Source organism: Actinomyces sp. ICM47 (genome assembly GCF_000278725.1).
Lineage (GTDB): Bacteria > Actinomycetota > Actinomycetes > Actinomycetales > Actinomycetaceae > Pauljensenia.
Window position 1 is genome coordinate 1 of record NZ_ALCA01000094.1, and the last position, 21,200, is coordinate 21,200.

Genomic DNA, 21,200 nt, shown 5'->3' on the forward strand with positions numbered 1-21,200 from the left:
TCCATGTGCGGCCGGGCGGCACCCAGGCAGGATATTCGCGAAGAGTCCCTCACTCGTCAGGAAGCATAGCCGACCCAGCGGCCCGAGGAATCGAAGGTCGAGCGACGCCCGTCGACAACCTGCGTGCCAGTCACCATGGCACCGGAGCCACCCATGTAGTACCAGGAGCTACCCAAGCGCAGCCAGCCGGTGGCCATCGCGCCGTTGGCGTCCATGTAGTACCAACTGCCATCGATCTGAACCCAGCCGGTAACCATCTGACCGCTGGTGCCCATGTAGTACCAGCTGCCGTCGACCTGGACCCAGCCGGTGACCATCTCACCGGTCGCGCCGACCCGATACCAGCTGCCGCCGCTATTCACCCAACCGTCGGTGACCATCGCGCCAGTCTGATCCACCCAGTACCATTGGCCGCTACTGCTGACCCACGCCGAGGCCTCGGCGATGGGCGCGTCCGCGAAGTAGTACCAGGCACCGGTTCGCCCCTGCCACCAGCCGGTTGTCGCTGCGGGGCGACCGCCCTTGAACCACCGGGCGCGCGGGGTCTGCGCGTCGTACTCGTGCCCCCACTGGGCGGTGGACACGTCATTGGAGGAGATGCCGGTCGGGTCGAAGGTCGTCATCAGGGAGGGGATGCGCGCGCTCAGCCACAGTTCCTCCATGGGGACCCAGGTCGCCGAGCCGTGGATGACGGGATCGGTGAGGCTGTCGGGACTCAGTTTTTCCGATCCGGTCTGCACGATCATGGAGGGACTCAGCGCCTCCATGAAGGGGGCGAAGTTGGAGCTGCGCTGGCCGTGGTGGCCGGCCTTAAGCAGGTCGACGTGGCCAACGGCGCTGGCAACGCGCCCCTCGAAGCCGTTGTGCGTCACCCAGTCGGCCTCGGTGTCCATCAGGTCCGAGGCCAGGAACGCGCTGTGCCCGTAGGCGCTGACCTTCGCGCCCCACCCCATGAGGTTCGCGTCCGTGGTTCCCTTCTTCTTGTAATTCTCTTCGGGGTCGAAGGGGATGATCTGGACATCCATGTCACCCAGTTGCACGTGCGTGTTATAGCCGTCGGCGTGCTGGATGAGCTGCGCTCCGTAGGTATTGTGCGCCCACTTCGCGGCGTTGATCATGTTGTCGTAGATCCACTGGTTATCCCACAGCCCGTTCGGGTTCGTGATCCACTTGTCGGAGTATTCGGGGCTGAGGATCACCTTGGGGTGGAACTTTTTGATGATGTCGTCGGCGTTGTCGATGTGGTCGGAGTGAGCGTGCGTGCCCAGGTAGAACGCCAGGTTTGAGGAGGTGACGCCGTGGTCCGCCATATATCCGAGGACCCAGTCGGTGTCACCCTGCTCAGCCGGGGTAATTCCGAGGCGCTTCGGGTAGCGCGGGTCGGATCCATTGGGGGCACCAACGCCTTCGCCGCCGTCGATCATGCCGAAGACGCCGCGCGATTCAAGAAGGATCGCGTCAGCCGTGCCCGTCGTGGTAATGAAGTGGATACGGGTGGGGCCGTCACTGCCGGGGTAGCTGAGGATCGCGGCACTGACCTGGGTTTCGGATTTTGTGTCCTGAGAGTCGCTGGGGGCCGCGAACGAGGCCGGGGCGAGGCTTGCTGCAACAAGTCCTGACAGGGCGGTCATGCCGATAAAACGCTGCAATTTGCGGTGATAAATGTTCACGCGCACACCTTGAAGACGTGTTTAGACCAAAAGTTGACCACCTCAATCTACACCCGTTGGTACATTACTGACAAATCATTGGTTGCATGACAGCGCTGCCCGACCGCTTCCAGGTACGGACGGGCAGCGCTCAGTCAGTGTGCTTGCAATGAGTTTTCGGCAGAATTACGAGGCGTATCCGATCCAGCGACCCGAGGAGGAGAACATCGAGGCGCGCCCATCGACGGGCACCGTGCCAGTCACCATGGCGCCAGTTGCGTCCATGTAGTACCAGCCGCCGCTTTCGTTGACCCAGCCGGTGCTCATCGCACCGTTTCTACCCATGTAGTACCAGTTACTTCCGGAGTTCAACCAGCCGGTGTGCATGACACCCGAGGCGGAGGAGAAGTACCAGGAGGAGCCATCCTGGAACCATCCGGTGGTCATTGCGCCGTTGCTAGAGAGGTAGTACCAGTCTCCGCCGCTACGCAGCCACCCCGTTACCATAGCTCCACTGCCTGACAGGTAGTACCAGGCCCCGTCACTGTGCAGCCACCCGGTGGACATGGCTCCGGAGGATCCAAGGTAGTACCAGCGATCATCGATGCAAACCCAGCCCGTGCGCATCGCGCCCGTGTGCGGATCCATGTAATACCAGGTGCCGTGATCGAGCAGCCATCCGGCGGTCATTCGTCCGTTGCTCAGGTAGTACCAGGAGCCGGATTTCCACATCCAGCCGCTTCCGGCGAGATGGCCGGAAGCCTCAATGTAGTACCAGTCAGTTCCGTCATGAATCCACTCGGAGCTTGCCATCGCGCCAGTGACACCCATCCAGTACCAGGAACCACGGTCGTACACCCACGCCGAAGCTTCGGCAGAGGGTTTGCCTGCGAAGTAGTACCAGTATCCGGAGCGCCCTTGCCACCATCCGGTCGTCGCCGAGGGGCGCGCCCCCTTGAACCACCAGGCGCGCGGAGTGACCCCGCCATATTCATGCCCCCAGGACGCGGCAGAGAGGTCGTTGTAGGAAATTCCGGAGGAGGTGAAGGTGGCGACGATAGCGGGGATAGAACCCGCCGACCACAGATCCAGGGTCGGTGCCCACGACGCATCCCCATGAATAACGCTGTCCGTGAGGCTGTCGGGAGTGAACCACTTGGGACCCGTCTGGACGATCATGGAGGGGCTGAGTGCCTCCATGAATGGCGGGAAGTTCGAACTCGCCATTCCATGGTGCCCGGCTTTCAGCAGGTCAACGTGCCCGACGATGGGGGCGATGCGGTCCTCATAGCCGCCGCGAGCCTCGAGGTCCGCAGCCAGGTACGCGGAGTGACCGAACGCGGTCACCTTCGCGGTGTAGGCGATCAGATTTGCGTCGCGGACGCCGACTTTCTTGTAGTTTTCGTCCGGGTCCACGGGGATCAGTTGGACATCCATGTCGCCCAGCTGGATGTGCGTGTCGTCGTCGTTGACGTGCTGAATGATGGTTGCACCGTACGCGGATGCGGCCCACCGCGCGGCGGTCATCATGTTGTCGTAGCACCACTGGTTGTCCCACAGACGTGACTTGTCGGTGATCCAGTCATCGGAGTATTCGGGGGTTAGGATCGCCTGGGGATGAAACGCGTAGATGATGTCGTCTGCGTTGTCGATATGGTCGGAGTGCGCGTGCGTGCCCAGGTAGAACGCCAGGTTTGATGAGGTGACGCCGTTGCGCCTCAGATAGCCGAGGACCCAGTCGGTGTCGCCCTTGGCCGCGCCTTCGATTCCGTCCCGCCACGGGTAGCGCGGGTCGGAGCCGTCGGGCGCACCGACGCCTTCGCCGCCGTCGATCATGGCGAAGACGCCGCGCGATTCGAGGAGGATCGCATCCGCTGCCCCCGCCGTTGAGAGGATATGAATGCGTGTCGGCCCGCTCGTGCCGGGGAACGTCAGGACCTGAGCACTCCCCCTTTCCTCCGCCCTCTCCTCGGACGAGGCCGTGGCCTCCTCAGCAGAATCAGCGTCGCGGGCGCTCGCCTGGTCTACGGCAGCAGAGCCACTCTGGGCTTCCTCTTCGGATCTTGACACCTGCGAGTCGGTAATGCTGGAGCCGCTCTGCGCCCCCTGCTCGTCGACAGGGGCCGCGAGGGCGGCCGGGGCAAGAAAAGTGGCAACGATTCCTGACACTACGGTCAGTCCGAGTCGCTGCCACAGATGACCGTGGCGAAGATTCATGAGCGCACCTGGATGGGATGAGAGACCTTGACACTTACTCTCTAAACCTATACCCACTCAGGCGTTACTAACAAATCATCAGCTGAGGCGAGACTCCCACCAAGCCAGGTCCTCGGGCGTATCGACGTCCCGGCAGACGTCGGCGCTCACATCCACCCGCTCGAGCGCCAGGGCGCGCAAAACCCGGCGCACCCCCATACCGCGAACGCTCCCATGACGCGCCACGGCCTCGTCGATAGCGCGGCGCAGCGCCCCGACACGGTAGACACCCATGAGGTACTGGTCGAATGGCTCGGGATCGCCGCCGCGCAGGATGCGCCCGTCGCACGCGATACCCAGGGGTTCGGCCAGGAGGCAGCTCAGAATGTCCGCAATGCCGGGGCAGTCCACGGACACGACGATCACCCAGCAATCCGCACCCACGGACAGCGCTGCTAGGCCCGCGTCGATCCCCGCCAGAGGACCACCGCCCGGTGGATCCTCAAAGGCGCGCGTCACACCAGTGGGGACGCGCACAGAAGGCGGAACGATAGCAACAACGCCAGCGCCAGCAACTTCACCCAGAGCACAGCACACGCGGTCGACGAGTCGCACTCCACCGAACACAAGGTCCGGCTTCGAGACGCCTCCCAGGCGCTCACCGCCCCCACCGCCAACAACCATCGCCGCCAGACGCGTTCGCGGCACGCCCACGCCACACGACGAACCTACGCCACTCACTCCCACGGCGCGAAGGTCAGCACGTCCGTGCGCTGCGTCGTCGCGTCCACCATCAGGACGCGACCGATGAGAGGCTCACCGAAGCCCACCAGCATCTTGATGGCCTCGGTCGCCATGGCGGTGCCCGCCTGGCCGACGACCGGCCCCAGAACACCCACCTGAGTCGAGGCCGGGGTCGTTCCCGGGGCAGGCTGCACCGGGTGCAGGCTCCGCAGCGTCAGGGACGGCACGGGAGCAGGAGCCGCGGACCAGAAGACGCTAACCTGATAGGCCATGCGCACGACCGTCCCCCACACGAGGGGCACGCCCGAATCCGCGCAGTAGTCCGCCACCAGATACTTCGCGTCGAAATTATCCGTGCACTCCACGATCAAATCCCACTCGTGGCCATGCTCGTCCAGCCACTGACGCGTCACATGCCCAAAGCGCTCGAATTGAACCGACGAGTTGAGTCCACTGAGATGACGCACGGCTGAATTCGGCTTCGGAACCCCCACGTCACCCTCGCCATGCAACAGCTGACGCTGCAGGTTCGACACCTCGACGACGTCGGAGTCACAGATGCCAATCGTACCGATGCCCGCCGCCGTCAGATACAGCAGGACGGGCGAACCCAGGCCTCCCGCACCCACGACAAGCACACGAGAAGCGGCCAAGCGCGCCTGGCCCGCCTCGCCGATACCTGATACCAGCCAATTACGCCGGAAACGTTCCAGTGCCGGATCCCCGGCCTCGTACCTCACAGGCGCACAGTGCAGCGGAACCGCGACAGAACGCCCCGAGACCGCAGCATCACGCGCGTACGGATCACCGATCGTCATCGCTTACAAACCCGACCAATTATGAGAACCGTCACTGAGCTCCTGCTTCTTCCAGATCGGCAGCTTCGCCTTGACGTCCTCGACAATGCCCTCCACCGCACGGAAGGCCTGCGCGCGGTGCTCGGCGGCCACCGCCACGACCATCGCATCCTCGCCAATTTCGAGGTGACCGACACGGTGCCACGCAACAATGCGATGCACCCCGGGGCGATCCGCGAACTCGGAGACAATCTCGCGCAAAATCTGAGGCGACGACGGATGCGACGAATACTCGATCGCTTCCACACTCTCTCCCCCGTCGTGGTTGCGCACGACGCCGATAAAAGACGCCACCGCGCCGCACGTGTCGCGGCGCGCGCTATCGATCAGTGAACTCGAGTCGAGAGGGTCATCAGTAATACCTGTTGCAATCTCTGCTGACATGAGATCCTCCAAAAACGGGAGATAGTTACTTTTATTTTACACAGAATCGGCCAGGACTTTATAAAACTCCTGGCCGATCCACACAAATGACTCGAAACTCTCACCCACCGGCAAAAGGCGGCAGCACGTCGACGCGCACTCCGGGCATGAGTTCGGTATCCAAACGAGCCGAACGCTCGTTCACCAGGAAGCTCGACACATCGAGGATGCGGCCCAGAGCCGGGTTCTCCTCGCCGAGGTGCGCGATCAGCTCACCGAGCGTCGCAGGCGTCTCTGTGGCGGGTAGCTCGCACATATAGCCGCCAGCGGCCTCCGCCGCGCCACCGAAGAAGTGCACGGTCGTCGACAGTGGTTTCGGATTCGGCTCATTGACCGGACGGAGATACACCGTCAGACGCAGCGGGTTCATCGGGTCAACCTCCACCGACCAGCTCGCCACACCCGTCGCCGTGCGCTCAAAAATGCGCTCGACGATGCCACGGCGCAGCTCGAGGGCCAGATCATCGGGGGCACCGGGTTCCGTGAACGGGCAGGCCGTCAACACGACCGCCATTGGATCGCTCTCGTGCGGCACCGACGCAAAACCCATCGCGTTCATGAACAGACGCACCTTACCCAGGTGTCCCGCGATGTTGAAGGTGTCGCGCGCGACGCGGCGGGTAGCATGGCTATGATCCGGCACCGACATGGTCTCCAGTGCGGCGTCCGCCCAGCGCGCGCCGATTTCGCGCACCGAAGCCGCCGGATCCACAGCGTCCGCGCGCAACCACGCCAGCAGCGATGAAGTCAGCTGGTGGAGCATCTGCGCCGCAAACGACGGGTCGGCGGGGGTCGTCGTCGAATAGCCGAGCGCCGGACGACCGCGCCCCGACGAGGGAAGCTGCCGCTTCTCCACAAGGCCCACGCCAAACAAGCCCTCCAGGGTTTCGCGCACACTCGACACGTGCAGGCCGGCCTCCTGAGCTAGCTCGGCGACAGTCACGGGTGCCGCGTGCTGCGAAATGCGCTCCAACAGCGCGTGCTGGGCGGGCGTCAGGGCAGCCATCGCCTCAAGCGTTTCTGCCAGCGTCCGAGAATGGGAGGTGTCAGTCATGCCTATCCTCTCTCTCCCTTTTAATCAGCGGAAATCCGCTCTGCGTGAATCTCCGTACGGCATTAGCGGCATTACATTACTTACAAACTGGAAGTAATTTTACCCAGCTTGTCGCCGTATCCGCACGGTCAATTCCAATGAACGGGACCATTTGAAGGGTTCCTTGCACACAATTGGCTTGCGGGCACCGACGCCCGCGATATACAGCGTGGGGCGAGCCATCGCCCGCCCCACGCTACCGCCTGACCCGCCGCGGCCTCGTCATTCGAGGCCACGGTAGGAAAGCGCGAACTCAGTCCGACATACCGCCACGCGTGATCGCGTGCGTGCGGCGTTCGTCGCGCGCACGGTAGACCACCGGGGGACGCGCCACGTAGCCGACCGGCACACTCACCGCGTGCACGAGGCGGGTGAACGGCCACACGCAGAAGAGCAGCAGGCCGGCGACGATGTGCAGCTTGAAGCTCAGGGGCACGTCAACCATCAGGTGCGCCTGCGGGTGGAGGTAGAAGATCGAGCGGAACCAGACGGAGATCGTCTCGCGGTAGTCATAGCCCTCGTGCCCGCCGAGCACCTGGTTCAGCAGCGTCGCCGCGCCACCCAGGAGCACCGGGATACAGAGCATGACATAGGTAACGATGTCCATGCGGGTCGTCGCCACGCGCACCGACTTGTACACCACTCGACGGTAGATCAGCATCGCGAGGCCGAGGATCGTCATGATTCCGGCGATCGTGCCGGGGATGGTGGCCATCAGGTGGTAAACGTGCTGGGGTACGCCTGCCGCCTCGGTCCAGGTCTTCGGGACCACGAGGCCGAGGATGTGGCCCATGAACACGAAGAGAACACCGAAGTGGAACAGCGGCGATGCCCAGCGCAGAATGGTCGGCTCATTCCACTGCGAGGAACGAGACGTCCAGCCGTACTGGTCCGTCTTGTAGCGCCACGCGAGACCCACGATGAGGATCGCGAAGGACACGTAGGGCAGGACCACCCACAGGGCAATGTCCAGGAAGGACAGCGACTGCGTCTCGGGTGCGGACGCGGCATGCAAAAGTGCGGATTCCATGAACGTTACCGTCCCATCGTTGAATCGGAAGTCGGGGAGGGCGTGGCAGACAGATCGCCCACGCCCACCAGCTCGGTGGGCGGCCCCTGGCTAATGAGCTTACGGAAGCCCTCAATGGTCTTTTCGTCCGGCTCGGGCAGCGTCGCGACCAGCGCATCCAGCAGCGGCGCGTACGGGGAGTCCGCGGCGCGCAGCGCCGTGCGGATCACCTCGATGCCCTCGCGGTTCGAGCGCAGCAGGCCCTCGGCCGTACCCGTCTCGTCGAAGGCCGCGAACTCCAGGACCACGGGCAGGTGATCGGGCAGCTCCTCGCGGTCCATCTCGAAGCCGGCTCGGCGCAGGACCTCCTTAAACGCGAGAATTGCCTGGCCGCGTCCGCGGGTGTCGCCGTGCGTGTAGTACGTCAGGCCGAGCGCGCAGCGGCGGCGCTGGTCGAATGTCTCGACGTAGGTGGTCTGCATGGTACGCAGGCCCGCAGTGCGCGCGTAGCTCACGAACGAGGCCAGGGCCGACGAGGCCGGCTCCGGCAGGTCCGCCAGAGCCTCCTCGACGGCGTCCAGCTTGGTACCAAAGTCATCCCCCGGGTAGTCCAGGAGGACCGAGACCGCCATGCGCACGCCGCGCGCGTCCTGCGGGTCCATCTCCGTTTCCGGAGCGGCCGTAGGAATGCGCGGAATGCCGACGAAAGTACTCATCGAACGACCTCAAGGGGGAGCATCTGGCGTCCCTCCGGCGACGAGCCACCCATCGGGCGGTTCGACGTGGCGGGGGCCAGGCCGTGGAAGGCCTCGACGTCGTAGGACACCGGGCAGCCCTCAAGCTCCTTGATGCCGCGCGGCATCTCGGGGTGGGCGGTCGGGATGACGAAGCGGTCGTCGTACTTGGCGATCGACAGCAGTCGGTACATCTCCTTGACCTTCTCCGGGGTCATGCCCACGGAGGCCGGGATCTCCTCGTTCGTCGGGTTGTCGACGAAGACGTCGCGCATGTAGGAACGCATCGCGGCGAGGCGACGCAGCGCCAGCTCCACGGGAGCCGTATCTCCGGCCGTGAACAGGCCAGCCAGGTACTCCAGCGGGATGCGCATCTGCGAGATGGCGGACAGCAGGACCTTGTGGTCCTCGCCGTCACTGCCGGACGCGGTCACCTGGTCGACGACCGGAGAGAGCGGCGGCACGTACCAGACCATCGGCAGGGTGCGGAACTCGGGGTGCAGCGGCAGGGCGACCTCGTACTCGGTGATGAGCTTCCAGATCGGGGACTGCTGGGCGGCCTTAATCCACGAGTGGGGAACGCCGTTGGCCTGGGCCTGGGCGACCACCTGCGGGTCGTTCGGGTCGAGCAGGATCTCGCGCTGGGCGCGGTACAGGTCACGCTCGTCCTCCTGGGATGCGGCCCAGGTGACGCGGTCCGCGTCGTAGAGCAGCACGCCCATGTAGCGCAGGCGGCCCACGCAGGTCTCCGAGCAGATGGTCGGCTGGCCGACCTCGAGGCGCGGGTAGCACAGCGTGCACTTCTCGGCCTTGCCCGTGTTGTGGTTGAAGTAGACCTTCTTGTAGGGGCAGGCCGACACGCACATACGCCAGCCGCGGCACTGATCCTGGTCGACCAGGACGATGCCGTCCTCAGTGCGCTTATACATCGCGCCCGAGGGGCACGCCGACACGCAGGTCGGGTTCAGGCAGTGCTCGCAGATGCGAGGCAGGTAGAACATGTACGCGTCCTCGATGGTCTTCGCGACCTGGAGGTTCATCTGGTGCAGGACCGGGTCCTGATCCAGGGTCTCCATGGAGCCGCCGAGGTCATCGTCCCAGTTCGGGCCCCACTCGGGCTTGTCGATGTGCTCGCCCGTGATTGCGGACTTCGCGCGGGCCGTCGGGATCGCGCGGGAGTTCGCGGGCGCCTGGAGCAGCTTGTCGTACTCGTACGTCCACGGCTCGTAGTAGTCCTTCATGGTCGGCTGCGTCGGGTTCGCGAAGATCTTCGCGAGCGAGGCGACGCGTCCACCCTGACGGGGAACGAGGCGGCCCGTGGCGGTACGCTTCCAGCCGCCCTTCCACTTCTTCTGGTCCTCCCAGCCGCGGGGGTAGCCCACGCCGGGACGGGTTTCGACGTTGTTGAACCAGATGTATTCGGTGCCCTCACGGTTCGTCCACACCTGCTTACAGGTGACGGAACAGGTGTGGCAGCCGATGCACTTGTCGAGGTTCATCACCATCGCGATCTGAGCCATGACCTTCATCAGAACTGCACCTCCTGGGAGCGGCGGCGGATAACCGTGACTTCGTCGCGGTTATTGCCGGTGGGACCGTAGTAGTTGAACGCGTAGGCGAACTGCGCGTATCCGCCGGCCAGGTGGGTCGGCTTAATAAAGATTCGTGTCAGCGAGTTGTGCGTACCGCCGCGCTTGCCGGATTCCTCGTTCAGCGGGGTGTTGATCTGGCGATCCTGGGCGTGGTGCATGAACACCGTGCCCTCCGGGATGCGGTGGGAGACAACAGCGCGAGCCGACACGGTACCGTTACGGTTCTTCGCCTCGATCCACTCGTTGTCGCGCACGCCGATCTTCTCAGCGTCCTGCGGGCTCATCCACACCGTCTGGCCACCACTACCCAGCGTCAGCATGTACGGGTTGTCGTAGTACTGGGAGTGGATGGCCCACTTGTTGTGGATCGTCAGGTAGCGCACCGCGACCTCGGCCTGGCCCGGCTGACCGGGACGGTGGTCGCCCACCGGGCGCTCACCGTAGATGTGCGCCAGGTCGAGCGGCGGACGGAAGATCGGCAGGGACTCGCCCATGTCCATCATCCAGTCGTGGTCGACGTAGAACTGCGGGCGACCCGTGAGCGTGTGCCACGGCTTGCGGCACTCGACGTTCTGCACGAAGGCGCTGTAGCGGCGACCACCGTGCTCGGAACCCGACCACTCCGGGCTGGTGATGACGCTGCGCGGCTGCAGGACGGTGTCCTGGTAGGTGATCTTCTTTTCCTCGTCACCCTCAGCCAGGAATGCCATGGGGTTACCGACGCGCTTTTCGAGCGTGCGGAAGCCCTGAACGGCCAGCGAGCCGTTCGTGGTGCCCGAGAAACGCATCGCCATGTTCGCCGCCTTGATCGCGGTGTCACACAGGGGCGCACCCTCTCCGGCGTTGCCGTCCATGGGGGCGCGGCCGTTGAGGTCGCCGAGTTCCTCGAAAGCCTCCTGGACGTTGAACGCAACGCCCTTGGCAGCCAGGCCAGCCTTTTCCAGGAGCGGGCCCATGCGGTCGAACTTGTAGCCGACCTGCGTGTAGTCACGCTCGATCGGAACCAGCTTCGGCATAGTCTTGCCGGGCGTCCACGTCTGCTCGGGAACGACGCCGCTCGCCATGGTCATGGCGTCCGGGGAGTCGTGACCCAGCGGGACCGCGACGACGTCCGTCTGCGTCCCCAGGTGGTCGGCGGCCAGGCGTCCCACGAGGTGTGCCAGCGTCTGGAACACCTCGAAGTCGGTACGTGCCTCCCACGGCGGGTTCACGGCCTCGTCGAAGCAGTGCATGAAGGGGTGCATGTCCGTGGAGGACAGGTCGTGCTTCTCGTACCACGTGGCGGCGGGCAGCACGACGTCGGAGTGCAGCGTCGTCGAGGTGTTACGGAAGTCCGCGACCCACATGAGGTCGAGCTTGCCGGGGTGCGCGTCGCGCCAGTTGACGGTCGCGGGACGGGAACCCTCGGGCAGCTCTTCTGCATTCACCTCGTTGCCGGTACCCAGCATGTGGCGCAGGAAGAACTCGGTGCCCTTCGCGGACGAACCAAGCAGGTTCGTACGCCAGTTCGCGAGGATCTTCGGGACGTTGTGGTGAGCGTCCGGGTCCTCGATCGCGAACTGCAGGCGACCCTCACGCAGCTCCCGAGACACGTACTGCGCCGGGGCAATGCCCGCCTCAGCGGCCTCGCGACCCAGCTGGGTCGAACCCTTGGAGAACGTCGGGTAGCAGGGCATCCAGCCGCGCTGGACGGACTCGACGAGCGTATCGACCAGCTGCTTGCCGTCCAGGTGCGAGGACTTGATCGGGTTCGCCATGGCCGAGGCCGGGGCACCGTCGTAGCGCCACTGGTCGGTGGTCATGTAGTACCAGCCGGTGGAGATCATCTGGCGCGGCGGGCGCGCCCAGTCCAGGGCGAAGGTGAAGGAACCCCAGCCCATGATCGGGCGGACCTTCTCCTGACCCACGTAGTGGGCCCAGCCGCCACCGTTGCGGCCCTGGGTGCCACACATTTCCGTGAGCGCCAGGAACGTCCGGTACATCTGGTCGGAGTGGTAGTAGTGGTTCGTGCCGGCACCCATGAGGATCATGGAACGGCCCTGCGTCTCGACCGCGTTCTGCGCGAACTCGCGACCGATCTTGATGGCAGCTCCGGCGGGAACCGACGTGAACTCCTCCTGCCACGCGGGGGTGCCCGGCGTGGAGGCATCCATGTAGTCGGTGGGCCACTGGCCCGGCAGACCCTCGCGCTCAACCGCGTAGTGAGCCAGCATGATGTCATACACGGTCGTCACGAGGCGACCGTTGACGCGGCGCGCGGGGACGCCACGCAGGACGTAGCCGCCGCCGACCGAGGCCTGACCGTCGGCTGCCGGCAGGTCGAAGCGCGGCAGGGCGATCTCGACAGGCTCCCACTCGTTCGTGTCCATGATGGACAGGACCGGCTCGACGCCATCGAGGTTGAGGTTCCAGTGGCCGGCACCCTCCTCGCCGAAGCGATCAGCGAGCGTGCCGCCCGGGTCCTTGACCGTGCCGTCGGACTCGATGACGAGGGGACGGAACTCGTTGTTCTCGGTGCGCTCGGTCGTGCCTGCGGGCATCTTCGCGGCCGTGAGGAACTTGCCGGGGACCAGCGTCGTCGCCTCGATGCCCTCGTGGGCGCCCTCGCCGACCTCGCCGATCTCCACGAGGAACGGGCCGTCAGTGTAGCGCGTCATGTAATCGAGGAACATGGGTTCGCGCTTGCCGACGTGGAATTCCTTGAGGATGACGTGACCCATGGCCTGCGCCAGGGCACCGTCCGTGCCGGGCTGGACGCGCAACCAGTCGTCCGCAAACTTCGTGTTGTCCGCGAAGTCCGGGGACACGACGACGACCTTCTGGCCGTGGTAGCGGGCCTCGGCCATGAAGTGCGCGTCGGGGGTACGGGTCAGCGGCAGGTTCGTGCCCCACATGATGAGGTACTGAGAGTTGAACCAGTCGCCGGCCTCGGGCACGTCGGTCTGGTCACCGAACACCTGAGGCGAGGCCGGGGGCAGGTCCGCGTACCAGTCGTAGAAGGACAGCATGGTCGCGCCGATGAGTTCGTGGAAGCGGGCACCCGCGCCGTAGGAGATCATCGACATGGCGGGGATGACCGAGAAGCCGGCGATGCGGTCGGGACCGTACTGCTTGATCGTGTGCACGTAGGCGGAGGCGACGATCTCCATCGCCTCTTCCCAGGACACGCGGACCATGCCGCCGCGACCGCGCTGCGACTTGTAGGCGCGCGCCTTCTCCGGGTCTTCAACGACCGCGGCCCACGCGTCGACGGGATCCCCGAGGCGCTTCTTGGCCTCGCGGAACATGTCGAGGAGGACGCCGCGCACGTAGGGGTACTTGATGCGGGTCGGCGAGTACTCGTACCACGAGAACGCCGCGCCACGCGGGCAGCCACGGGGCTCGTACTCGGGCATGTCAGCGCCGGTCGACGGGTAGTCAGTCTGCTGGGTTTCCCAGGTGATGACGCCGTCCTTGACGTAGATCTTCCACGAGCAGGAGCCCGTGCAGTTCACACCGTGGGTGGAGCGCACGATCTTGTCGTAGCTCCAGCGGTCGCGGTAGAAGGAGTCGCCGTCGCGGCCGCCCTCGAGGAAGAGCTGGCGCGCGTCGGCGGACGCCTTGCCGCGACGCAGCCACGAGCCGAGCGCAAACAGGGTCGCGCCGGTCGCGGGCTTGACCTCACCGTCGTAGGTCGGGAAGGTCATATCGGATTCGAGATTCGTCATGGGGTGCTCCTAAGAGTCGATTGACGAGGCAATGGCAGGTCCGTTCGGCACCACGCAGTGCCGGGTGGATCAGCCGGGGAACGGGGCGTTCTTGCGCGCGTACATGACCCAGCACAGGACCGAGCACAGGGCGCAGAAGATAGCGCATCCGAGGAAGAAGGCCCAGGCGCCGCCGGTGCCGACCGCGGAGAGGGCGACGCCGACCAGGAAGGGGCCGAGGGATGCGATGGCAGAGGTGAAGCCGATGGCACCACCGGCCTGGCGGGCGGGCATGATCATCGGCATCTGCTTGAAGGTACCGGCGTTACCGAAGCCGGAGAACAGGAACATGGTGAGCATGAGCGCCATGAAGATGTAGAAGTCGGTCCAACCGGTGGGGTTGTACAGGACCCAGGCGATACCGGCCAGGGTGATGGCCATGCCGACGCCGGAGATGAAGGTCCAGATGGCGCCGCCCATGCGGTCGCAGAAGATGCCCCAGGACATGCGGATGAGCGAGCCGATGAGGGGGCCGAGGAAGGCGAAGGTCGCGCCCAGGACCGGCAGAGCGAGGGAGGACTCGCGGCCGAACTGGTTGTTGATGAGCAAGCCGAAGACGGCGGAGAAGCCAGAGAACAGGCCGAAGGTCATGACGTAGAGGATGGTCATGTACCAGGTGTTGGGGTTGGAGAAGATGTCCAGCTGCTGCTTGATGTTGGCCTTGACGGGCACGTCGCGCAGCCAGATGAAGGCGAGGATCGCGGCGACGAGGCACCACGGAATGAAGAAGACCGCAGCGTTGTAGACCCAGATGTGCTCACCGGCGTGGTCGCCGGACACCTGCTGCTGCGGGGCCAGCCAGGTCATGCCGAAGAGTCCGAAGCCCATGAGGATGGGGCCGACCAGCTGAATAATGGACATGCCGAGGTTGCCGATGCCGCCCTGCAGGCCGAGCGCCGTGCCGGACAGACGCTTGGGGAAGAAGTAGCCGGTGGAGGGCATGTAGCCGGAGAATGCACCGCCGCCGATGCCACACATGAAGGCCAGGGTCAGCAGAACCCAGTAGGGGGTCGTGTTGTCCTGGACGACGTAGAACCAACCGGCCATAGGCAGGATGCACAGCAGGGAGGTGATGCCCACGAGCTTGCGGGTGCCGATGAGCGGGGGCAGGAACATGTAGATGAGGCGCAGGATGCCGGCCGCGAGGCCGGGCAGAGCGGTGAGCCAGTACAGCTGCGACTTGTCCAGATTGAAGCCGAGGAGCGTCAGCTTCGGCGCGATGGCGCTGGGCAGGAACCACACGCAGAAGGCCAGGATCAGCGAGTAGGTCGTGATCCACAGCGTGCGCCACGCGAGCTTCGAGTCCCACGTGGACTCATCGTTGGGGTTCCAGTCAGTGAGCAGGTAGCGGCTCTTCTTGGCCGCAGGTTCGGTCGCGCTCATGGCTCCCCTCATCCGTGAAGGGAAATCCGGGCGCGGGCACGCCTCGGACATTCTTTAACACGGAGGCTACCAAGTGAAATAACAACCATCGCATCATCATTTTGTAACCTGCATCACCCCTGTGACAACAAGGAAAAGTAGGGTTACCGCGCGGAATCCCCGGACCACCGAGACTCCTATCAACCACCGTTACAAAACACCGGCGTTATCAAATTAGCGGGAGGTTACCCACCAATACGGCTCATGGTGCGCGACGGGCGCGCAAAAGCATCAGTGTTGAGGCCGTGCGCGGCCGGCTTGACCCACATGGCATCGGCCCATCGCGCGGCAATCTGCGCATCGGAGCCACCCCCGCGCAGCAGATCGCGCAGCGATGTTTCCTCCGTGGAAAAAAGGCAGGAACGCACCATGCCATCCGACGTCAGGCGCGTGCGATCACAGGCATTGCAGAAAGGATCAGACACGGAGGCGATAACGCCGAGCCTCTTGGTCGGATCACCGTCAACGATCCAGCGCCCAGCCGGCGAGTGCGGATCCTCGCGCTGCGCGGGATCCAACGTGTGGCGAGTCCCCATGATGTGCAGGATCTCGTCCGCCGTCAGAATGTTCTGACGATCCCAAGTGTCCACCGGACCAATCGGCATCTGCTCAATCACACGCAGCTCGATGCCCCGATCCAGGCAGTAGTCAACCAGGTCGGGCAGGTCGGCCTCGTTCATGCCACGCAGCACGAGGGTGTTGACCTTGATCGGACTCAGGCCCGCGCGCGCGGCGGCCTCAATGCCCTCCAAGACGTCACCCAAGCGATCACGCCTCGTGATCGCCGCGTAGTGCTCACGGTCCAGCGAATCCAAGGAGATATTGACGCGGTCCAGACCCGCATCCCTCAATCCCTGGGCGCGCTTAGCCAGGCCCAGCGCATTCGTCGTCAGCGCCAGGTCAGGAGCCTGCCCTTCGTCGGTCCGAAGCTGGGAACACTCCGCGATAATCCCTTCGAGGCCTCGGCGCAACAGCGGTTCGCCGCCCGTGAATCGAACCTGACGGATACCCAGCCGCTCGACACCGATGCGCACGAGGCGCACAACCTCCGCGTCGGTCAGCGTTTCCTCAGTGGGCAGCCAGTCCAAACCCTCGGGGGGCATGCAGTACGAGCAGCGCAGATTACAGCGATCCGTCAAAGAAACGCGCAGGTCACGGGCCACTCGACCGAAGGTGTCGACGAGCCGCAGCGGCGCCTCACATGCGGCCGCGTGTGCCACCTGATCGGCGGATACAAACTCGACAGACATGGCGACACCCTACCGCTTTTTACCCGGTCTTCGCCCTCCGAAATAGGTCACGTCGCCCCGAAACTGCCCCCGACCTCGTCGCCTGAGAGAAAACGAACAGTGGACAGCTCAGACGAAAACACCGCCGCCAGGATAGCGTGAGTGCACGAGAACCCGAGCGAGGAGCACCATGCGCGCCGTCGTCATGCACGAACCCGGCAACGTCACCGTCGAAGAGACGCCGATGCCCACCATCCTGGAACCCACGGACGCCATCATCAAGCTGGCCGCCACGTGCATCTGCGGATCAGACCTGTGGCCCTACCGCGGTGCCCAGCCCGTCCACGAACAGCGCATGGGCCACGAGTACGTCGGCACCGTCGTCGAGGTCGGATCCGCCGTCACCACCGTTCGCCCCGGCGATTTCGTCGTCGGTTCCTTCTGTATCTCCTGCGGCGAATGCCTCGTCTGCCGTACCGGCTACCCCTCGCGCTGCGCGACCGCGGCCGCCCAGGGTGACGCCTTCGTCGGCATGCGCGCCGGCGGCACACAGGCCGAGTACGCCCGCATCGCCCTCGCGGACGGCACGCTCGTCAAGACACCCGGCACGCCCACGCGCGAGCAGATCCCCTCACTCCTGGCAGCTTCCGACGTGCTCGGCACCGGCTGGTTCGCCGCCGACGAGGCCGGGGCAGGTCCCGGCACAACCATCGTCGTCGTGGGTGACGGCGCAGTGGGCCTGGGCGCGATCATCGGTGCCCGCCAGCTGGGTGCCTCCCGCATCATCGCCATGTCGCGTCACGCGGACCGACAGGCACTGGCCTGCGAGTTCGGCGCGACCGACATCGTGGAGGAGCGCGGTGAGGAAGGCATCGCCCGCGTGAAGGCACTGACCGGTGGCTTGGGGGCCGATGGCGTCGTGGAGGCCGTCGGCAACGAAGCATCGTTCGACCAGGCGCTGGGCTGCGTGCGCCCCGGTGGGCACCTGTCCTTCGTGGGCGTTCCCCACGGCGTCTCCCTCGACATGAGCCGCATGTTCGCCGCCGAGGTGCATATGTTCGGCGGACCCGCGCCCGTACGCAAGTACCTGCCGACCCTCATCAATCTGATCATTCGCGATGTCATTAACCCAGGTGCCGTCTTCGACATGGTCCTGCCCCTCGACCAGGCCGCCGAGGGCTACGCCGCCATGGACGAGCGCCGCGCCACGAAGGTTTTGCTGACCATCTGACGCTGCGCGCGTTACAGGCGCTGCTGGCGTGCCTAGCCTTGCTGGTGCTGCGGCCCTGATCCGCACGCAAACCCGCTATTCCGAGTCCCGGCCCCCTCATCCGCACGCAAACCCGCTATTCCGAACGTGGGCACCCCCGCCCACATGCGGATCAGGGGGTTTGCGTGCGGGACAGCGGGCTAATGGGTGGAATAGCGGGTTCCCGTACCTCAACCGCCCCAGCTCAGCCACGGCCTCGACCGCTACCAGCGACAGCCCGCCCGGCCCGCAGCGGCCCGCCAACGGCCACCCGCGCCCGTACACTGGTGTTATGCATGATCCGACGCTGTCCACGATGGAGCACCGCGACCTGATTGAGGCGCTGGCATTCAGCCGCCTCCTGCCGCACGACACGCTGCCAGCCGAGGAGTGCCTGGGCCGTCGGCTGGCCACCGACCTCCACTCGCTGATTCCCCTGCCGCCGTTCACGAACTCGGCGATGGACGGCTTCGCCCTGCGCCGCGATGATCTGGCGGGCGAAGGCCCGTGGTCACTGCCGGTCGTGGCTGACATCCCGGCGGGCGATACGCGCGAGCACCGCCTCGAGGCCGGTCAGGCGATGCGTATCATGACGGGCGCTCCCCTCCCCCAGGGCGCGGACACGGTCGTCAAGGTTGAGCACACGGACCACGCGGCCGGGGTTGCTCAGGCCCCCGCTTCCGTGGAGATTCGTGTCGCCCCGAAGCTGGGCGCGAACGTACGCGTCAAGGGTGAGGCCCTCGAAGCGGGTTCCCCGGTCCTCGAGGCGGGCTGCCTCCTGGATGGGACTGCGCTGGCGGCCGCGATTTCGGTGGGCCACGGGACCCTCGCGGTCCTGCCGCGCCCTCGCGTCCTCGTGGTGACGACGGGAACGGAACTCAGGCGCGCGGGCGAGGCACTGGAACGCGGCCAGATCCCCGACTCGAACGGCATCCTGCTGCGCGGCCTGGTGGAGGACGCGGGCGGGCGGGTTGTCGCCAACCTGCGCACGGGTGACACGCCGGAGGAGCTGCGCCGCGCCCTCGACGAGGCGCCCGACGCTGACCTGGTGATCACCGCGGGCGGTATTTCGGCGGGTGCCTACGAGGTGGTGCGCCTGACGCTGGGCACGGACGCGGGCTTCCATCATGTCGCCCAGCAGCCGGGCGGCCCGCAGGGCGTGGGGGCGACGCCGGTGGGTCCACGCGGCCGCGAGACTCCGGTCATTTGTCTGCCCGGCAATCCGGTGTCGGTGTTCACGACGTTCCACATGTATGTGGCGGGTGCGCTGGCGGTCATGTCGGGCCTCGTGCACCCCGAGCGCGGCGCGACCGTCCCCTCCGCCGTCATGGCTCGCGCGCGCGTGGGGTGGGAGTCGCCGGAGGGCAAGACTCAGTTCATCCCGGTTCGTTTCGTCGACGAGGCTGGGACCTGTTCCGGGGACGAGGCCGGGGTCCGTTGGGTGGAGCCCGTGCACCCCCTGGGGTCGAAGTCGCACCTGGTGGCGTCTCTGGCGCACGCGCAGGGTATTGGCGTGGTGGCCCCGGAGTTCGGCGAGGTCGTGGCTGGCCAGGAGCTGGCCGTCGTCGCGCTGGTGGGTTGACGCGGCAGGCGACGAAGGGGCTACAGTCCCACAACGTGTGTGCCCCGATTGCCCCGCAATCGACGACGCACAACCCGCAATTTACATCTGGCAGTTGTCGCCATCGTGAAAGGAAACCTGTGAAGTTTACGCATTTGAACGACGAGGGTGCCGCCTACATGGTGGACGTGACCGCGAAGACCCCGACGGTTCGTCAGGCGAGCGCCGTGTGCCGCGTGGATTGTTCGCCCGAGGTCATGCAGGCGCTGCGCGACGGTACTGTCCCGAAGGGTGACGTGCTGGCGGTGGCTCGTGTGGCCGGTATTTCCGCGGCGAAGCGCGTCCCGGAGCTGCTGCCCCTCGCGCACACGATTGGCGTGCACGGCTGCGCGGTGGACCTGAGCTTGGAGGACGATCACGTGGCGATCCGCGCGACCGTGCGTACGGCTGATCGAACGGGCGTGGAGATGGAGGCGTTGACCTCAGTGACGGTCGCGGCTCTCGCGATCGTGGACATGGTCAAGGGCGTGGATCGCTCCGCCCGCATCGCCGAGGCAAAGATCGTTGCGAAGTCGGGTGGCCGCAGCGGCGACTGGGTACGCCCGGAGGACTGATCGCTGGATTCTCACCGACGAGGCGTGGGCCGCCCGGGGCGTTCGCGCTCGCCGGGCGGTCGCCTCGTACGAGGGGCGTGCGGTTACGATCCCGCGCGGGCGCGGGTTCACGCACGCGCGAATTCCCCGCACGCGAAGAAGTACGTGGAAGGGGTGCGCTCACGCGCGCGGGTGGTCTCCGCCGGCGAGCTGGTCGATGATGTGGGCGACGAGCGGCCCGATGACGGCAACGGCGTCGGTGACGCCGCCGCGGGAGCCGGGGGCGTTGACGACGAGCGCGCCCTCGTCAGATCGCGCCGTGACGCCGACGAGGCCTCGTGACAGGGCGGCTGAGGCGACGTTTTCTTCGCCGCGGCGTCGGATAGCGTCGGCGAGGCCGTCGATGCGGGTGGCCAGGAGAGGCTCGGTGGCCTCGGGGGTGACGTCGCGAGGGGAGAGGCCGGTGCCGCCGGTTGTGAATACGAGGCGTGCGCCGGATGCGGCTGCGGACGTGATCGCGGCGCGGATGGCCTCGGCCTCGTCGGGGATGACGGTGACGGAGGCTTCCACGCCGTGCTCCGCGAGAAGGCGTGCGGCGAGGGGGCCGGAGAGGTCTTCAGCGGTGCCCGCGTGGCACCGGTCGGAGACAGTGATGACGCGCGCGGGGATCATGTCAGTGTCGGGCACTGCCGTCGCGGCGTGAGGAGCGGCGCGCGCGGATCCCGGAGATGACGGCGTCAACGTCGCTGAATTGGCGCGACGCGAGCTCGTAGTCGACGCGGCGTGCCTCTGGTTCGAAGGCCTGTGGCAGGGGGCGCTGCGTGCGCGTGGCGCTGCGCTGCTGGGCGCGCTGGGGGAACTGCGGCGGCGCGGGCGGCATGGATTCGGCGACGACCTCAACGACCGGGGATGGGGGTTCGGGCAGGGCCGCGGCGTCGGGTCGCTTGGGCTGGGCGGGCGTGTAGGTCCCGGAGGGCGCGACCGCGGTAGGGCGCACGTGCACGGGGCGGATCTTGGGCACGGACTTGGTGATGGGGCCGCGCGTGGCCTGGGGTGCCACGGCGGGCATGACGGGGGCGGCGCTGCGGTAGGGCGGCTGCGTC

The 21,200-nt window shown here is 65.8% G+C and carries 16 protein-coding genes and 1 pseudogene; 3 read left to right on the plus strand and 14 right to left on the minus strand.

Translation table 11 applies throughout. From position 1 onward, the window contains the following. Positions 1-56: 56 nt before the first annotated feature. The 12 genes from HMPREF1136_RS10305 to moaA all read right to left on the minus strand — a co-directional run bounded on the left by HMPREF1136_RS10305 (position 57) and on the right by moaA (position 16,715). On the minus strand, positions 57-1,670 hold the full coding sequence (locus tag HMPREF1136_RS10305; RefSeq protein ID WP_009648495.1) for a cell wall-binding protein: 1,614 nt from the start codon (positions 1,668-1,670) through the stop codon (positions 57-59). A gap of 165 nt (positions 1,671-1,835) precedes the next feature. Continuing rightward, a complete protein-coding gene (locus HMPREF1136_RS10310; protein ID WP_051023527.1) occupies positions 1,836-3,866 on the minus strand; it encodes a cell wall-binding protein in 2,031 nt (676 codons plus the stop codon). Positions 3,867-3,944: 78 nt separating this feature from the next. Next, a complete protein-coding gene (mobA, locus tag HMPREF1136_RS06240; RefSeq protein WP_009648492.1) occupies positions 3,945-4,559 on the minus strand; it encodes a molybdenum cofactor guanylyltransferase in 615 nt (204 codons plus the stop codon). 23 nt (positions 4,560-4,582) lie between these two features. Next, on the minus strand, positions 4,583-5,407 hold the full coding sequence (locus HMPREF1136_RS06245; RefSeq protein WP_009648497.1) for a HesA/MoeB/ThiF family protein: 825 nt from the start codon (positions 5,405-5,407) through the stop codon (positions 4,583-4,585). Between the two features lie 3 nt (positions 5,408-5,410). Further along, a complete protein-coding gene (locus HMPREF1136_RS06250; protein ID WP_009648504.1) occupies positions 5,411-5,830 on the minus strand; it encodes a molybdenum cofactor biosynthesis protein MoaE in 420 nt (139 codons plus the stop codon). A 100-nt stretch (positions 5,831-5,930) separates the two neighbouring features. Further along, on the minus strand, positions 5,931-6,923 hold the full coding sequence (locus HMPREF1136_RS06255; protein WP_009648500.1) for a MoaD/ThiS family protein: 993 nt from the start codon (positions 6,921-6,923) through the stop codon (positions 5,931-5,933). 292 nt (positions 6,924-7,215) lie between these two features. Continuing rightward, entirely contained in the window at positions 7,216-7,992 is a 777-nt protein-coding gene (gene narI, locus HMPREF1136_RS06260) for a respiratory nitrate reductase subunit gamma (protein ID WP_009648498.1), read from the minus strand. A gap of 5 nt (positions 7,993-7,997) precedes the next feature. Beyond that, positions 7,998-8,687 (minus strand): nitrate reductase molybdenum cofactor assembly chaperone, encoded by a 690-nt coding sequence (gene narJ / locus HMPREF1136_RS06265; protein ID WP_009648493.1) that lies wholly within the window; start codon positions 8,685-8,687, stop codon positions 7,998-8,000. After that, positions 8,684-10,234, minus strand: coding sequence for a nitrate reductase subunit beta (narH, locus tag HMPREF1136_RS06270; protein ID WP_009648489.1), 1,551 nt, complete (start codon positions 10,232-10,234; stop codon positions 8,684-8,686). The genes narJ and narH overlap by 4 nt, the downstream gene beginning before the upstream one ends. Beyond that, on the minus strand, positions 10,234-14,004 hold the full coding sequence (locus HMPREF1136_RS06275; RefSeq protein WP_009648499.1) for a nitrate reductase subunit alpha: 3,771 nt from the start codon (positions 14,002-14,004) through the stop codon (positions 10,234-10,236). Before HMPREF1136_RS06275 ends, narH begins: the two co-directional genes overlap by 1 nt. A gap of 69 nt (positions 14,005-14,073) precedes the next feature. Next, positions 14,074-15,426: an MFS transporter gene (locus HMPREF1136_RS06280; protein WP_009648502.1), complete on the minus strand. Its 1,353-nt coding sequence runs from the start codon at positions 15,424-15,426 to the stop codon at positions 14,074-14,076. Between the two features lie 224 nt (positions 15,427-15,650). Beyond that, positions 15,651-16,715 (minus strand): GTP 3',8-cyclase MoaA, encoded by a 1,065-nt coding sequence (moaA, locus tag HMPREF1136_RS06285; protein WP_009648496.1) that lies wholly within the window; start codon positions 16,713-16,715, stop codon positions 15,651-15,653. Between the two features lie 169 nt (positions 16,716-16,884). Here moaA and HMPREF1136_RS06290 point away from each other — a divergent pair, with 169 nt between their 5' ends. The 3 genes from HMPREF1136_RS06290 (at position 16,885) to moaC (ending at position 20,118) form a co-directional block, all read left to right on the plus strand. Continuing rightward, positions 16,885-17,925, plus strand: coding sequence for a zinc-dependent alcohol dehydrogenase family protein (locus HMPREF1136_RS06290; RefSeq protein ID WP_009648488.1), 1,041 nt, complete (start codon positions 16,885-16,887; stop codon positions 17,923-17,925). Positions 17,926-18,235: 310 nt separating this feature from the next. Next, on the plus strand, positions 18,236-19,525 hold the full coding sequence (locus tag HMPREF1136_RS06295; protein WP_009648494.1) for a molybdopterin molybdotransferase MoeA: 1,290 nt from the start codon (positions 18,236-18,238) through the stop codon (positions 19,523-19,525). A 119-nt stretch (positions 19,526-19,644) separates the two neighbouring features. Further along, entirely contained in the window at positions 19,645-20,118 is a 474-nt protein-coding gene (gene moaC / locus HMPREF1136_RS06300; RefSeq protein WP_009648503.1) for a cyclic pyranopterin monophosphate synthase MoaC, read from the plus strand. A 159-nt stretch (positions 20,119-20,277) separates the two neighbouring features. On the opposite strand, the gene HMPREF1136_RS06305 is transcribed toward moaC, so the two are convergent. Next, on the minus strand, positions 20,278-20,769 hold the full coding sequence (locus HMPREF1136_RS06305; RefSeq protein ID WP_009648501.1) for a MogA/MoaB family molybdenum cofactor biosynthesis protein: 492 nt from the start codon (positions 20,767-20,769) through the stop codon (positions 20,278-20,280). Position 20,770: 1 nt separating this feature from the next. Continuing rightward, positions 20,771-21,200, minus strand: a pseudogene (locus tag HMPREF1136_RS11055) (tRNA adenosine(34) deaminase TadA); the annotation flags it as partial.

Coding starts and splice junctions, on each gene's coding strand:
- HMPREF1136_RS06245 (WP_009648497.1), bottom strand. CDS start 5,407: ATGACGATCGGTGATCCGTACGCGCGTGATGCTGCGGTCTCGGGGCGT.
- narH (WP_009648489.1), bottom strand. CDS start 10,234: ATGAAGGTCATGGCTCAGATCGCGATGGTGATGAACCTCGACAAGTGC.
- HMPREF1136_RS06305 (WP_009648501.1), bottom strand. CDS start 20,769: ATGATCCCCGCGCGCGTCATCACTGTCTCCGACCGGTGCCACGCGGGC.
- HMPREF1136_RS06295 (WP_009648494.1), top strand. CDS start 18,236: ATGCATGATCCGACGCTGTCCACGATGGAGCACCGCGACCTGATTGAG.
- HMPREF1136_RS06275 (WP_009648499.1), bottom strand. CDS start 14,004: ATGACGAATCTCGAATCCGATATGACCTTCCCGACCTACGACGGTGAG.
- narI (WP_009648498.1), bottom strand. CDS start 7,992: ATGGAATCCGCACTTTTGCATGCCGCGTCCGCACCCGAGACGCAGTCG.
- HMPREF1136_RS06250 (WP_009648504.1), bottom strand. CDS start 5,830: ATGTCAGCAGAGATTGCAACAGGTATTACTGATGACCCTCTCGACTCG.
- HMPREF1136_RS06255 (WP_009648500.1), bottom strand. CDS start 6,923: ATGACTGACACCTCCCATTCTCGGACGCTGGCAGAAACGCTTGAGGCG.
- moaA (WP_009648496.1), bottom strand. CDS start 16,715: ATGTCTGTCGAGTTTGTATCCGCCGATCAGGTGGCACACGCGGCCGCA.
- HMPREF1136_RS10310 (WP_051023527.1), bottom strand. CDS start 3,866: ATGAATCTTCGCCACGGTCATCTGTGGCAGCGACTCGGACTGACCGTA.
- HMPREF1136_RS06290 (WP_009648488.1), top strand. CDS start 16,885: ATGCGCGCCGTCGTCATGCACGAACCCGGCAACGTCACCGTCGAAGAG.
- HMPREF1136_RS06280 (WP_009648502.1), bottom strand. CDS start 15,426: ATGAGCGCGACCGAACCTGCGGCCAAGAAGAGCCGCTACCTGCTCACT.
- narJ (WP_009648493.1), bottom strand. CDS start 8,687: ATGAGTACTTTCGTCGGCATTCCGCGCATTCCTACGGCCGCTCCGGAA.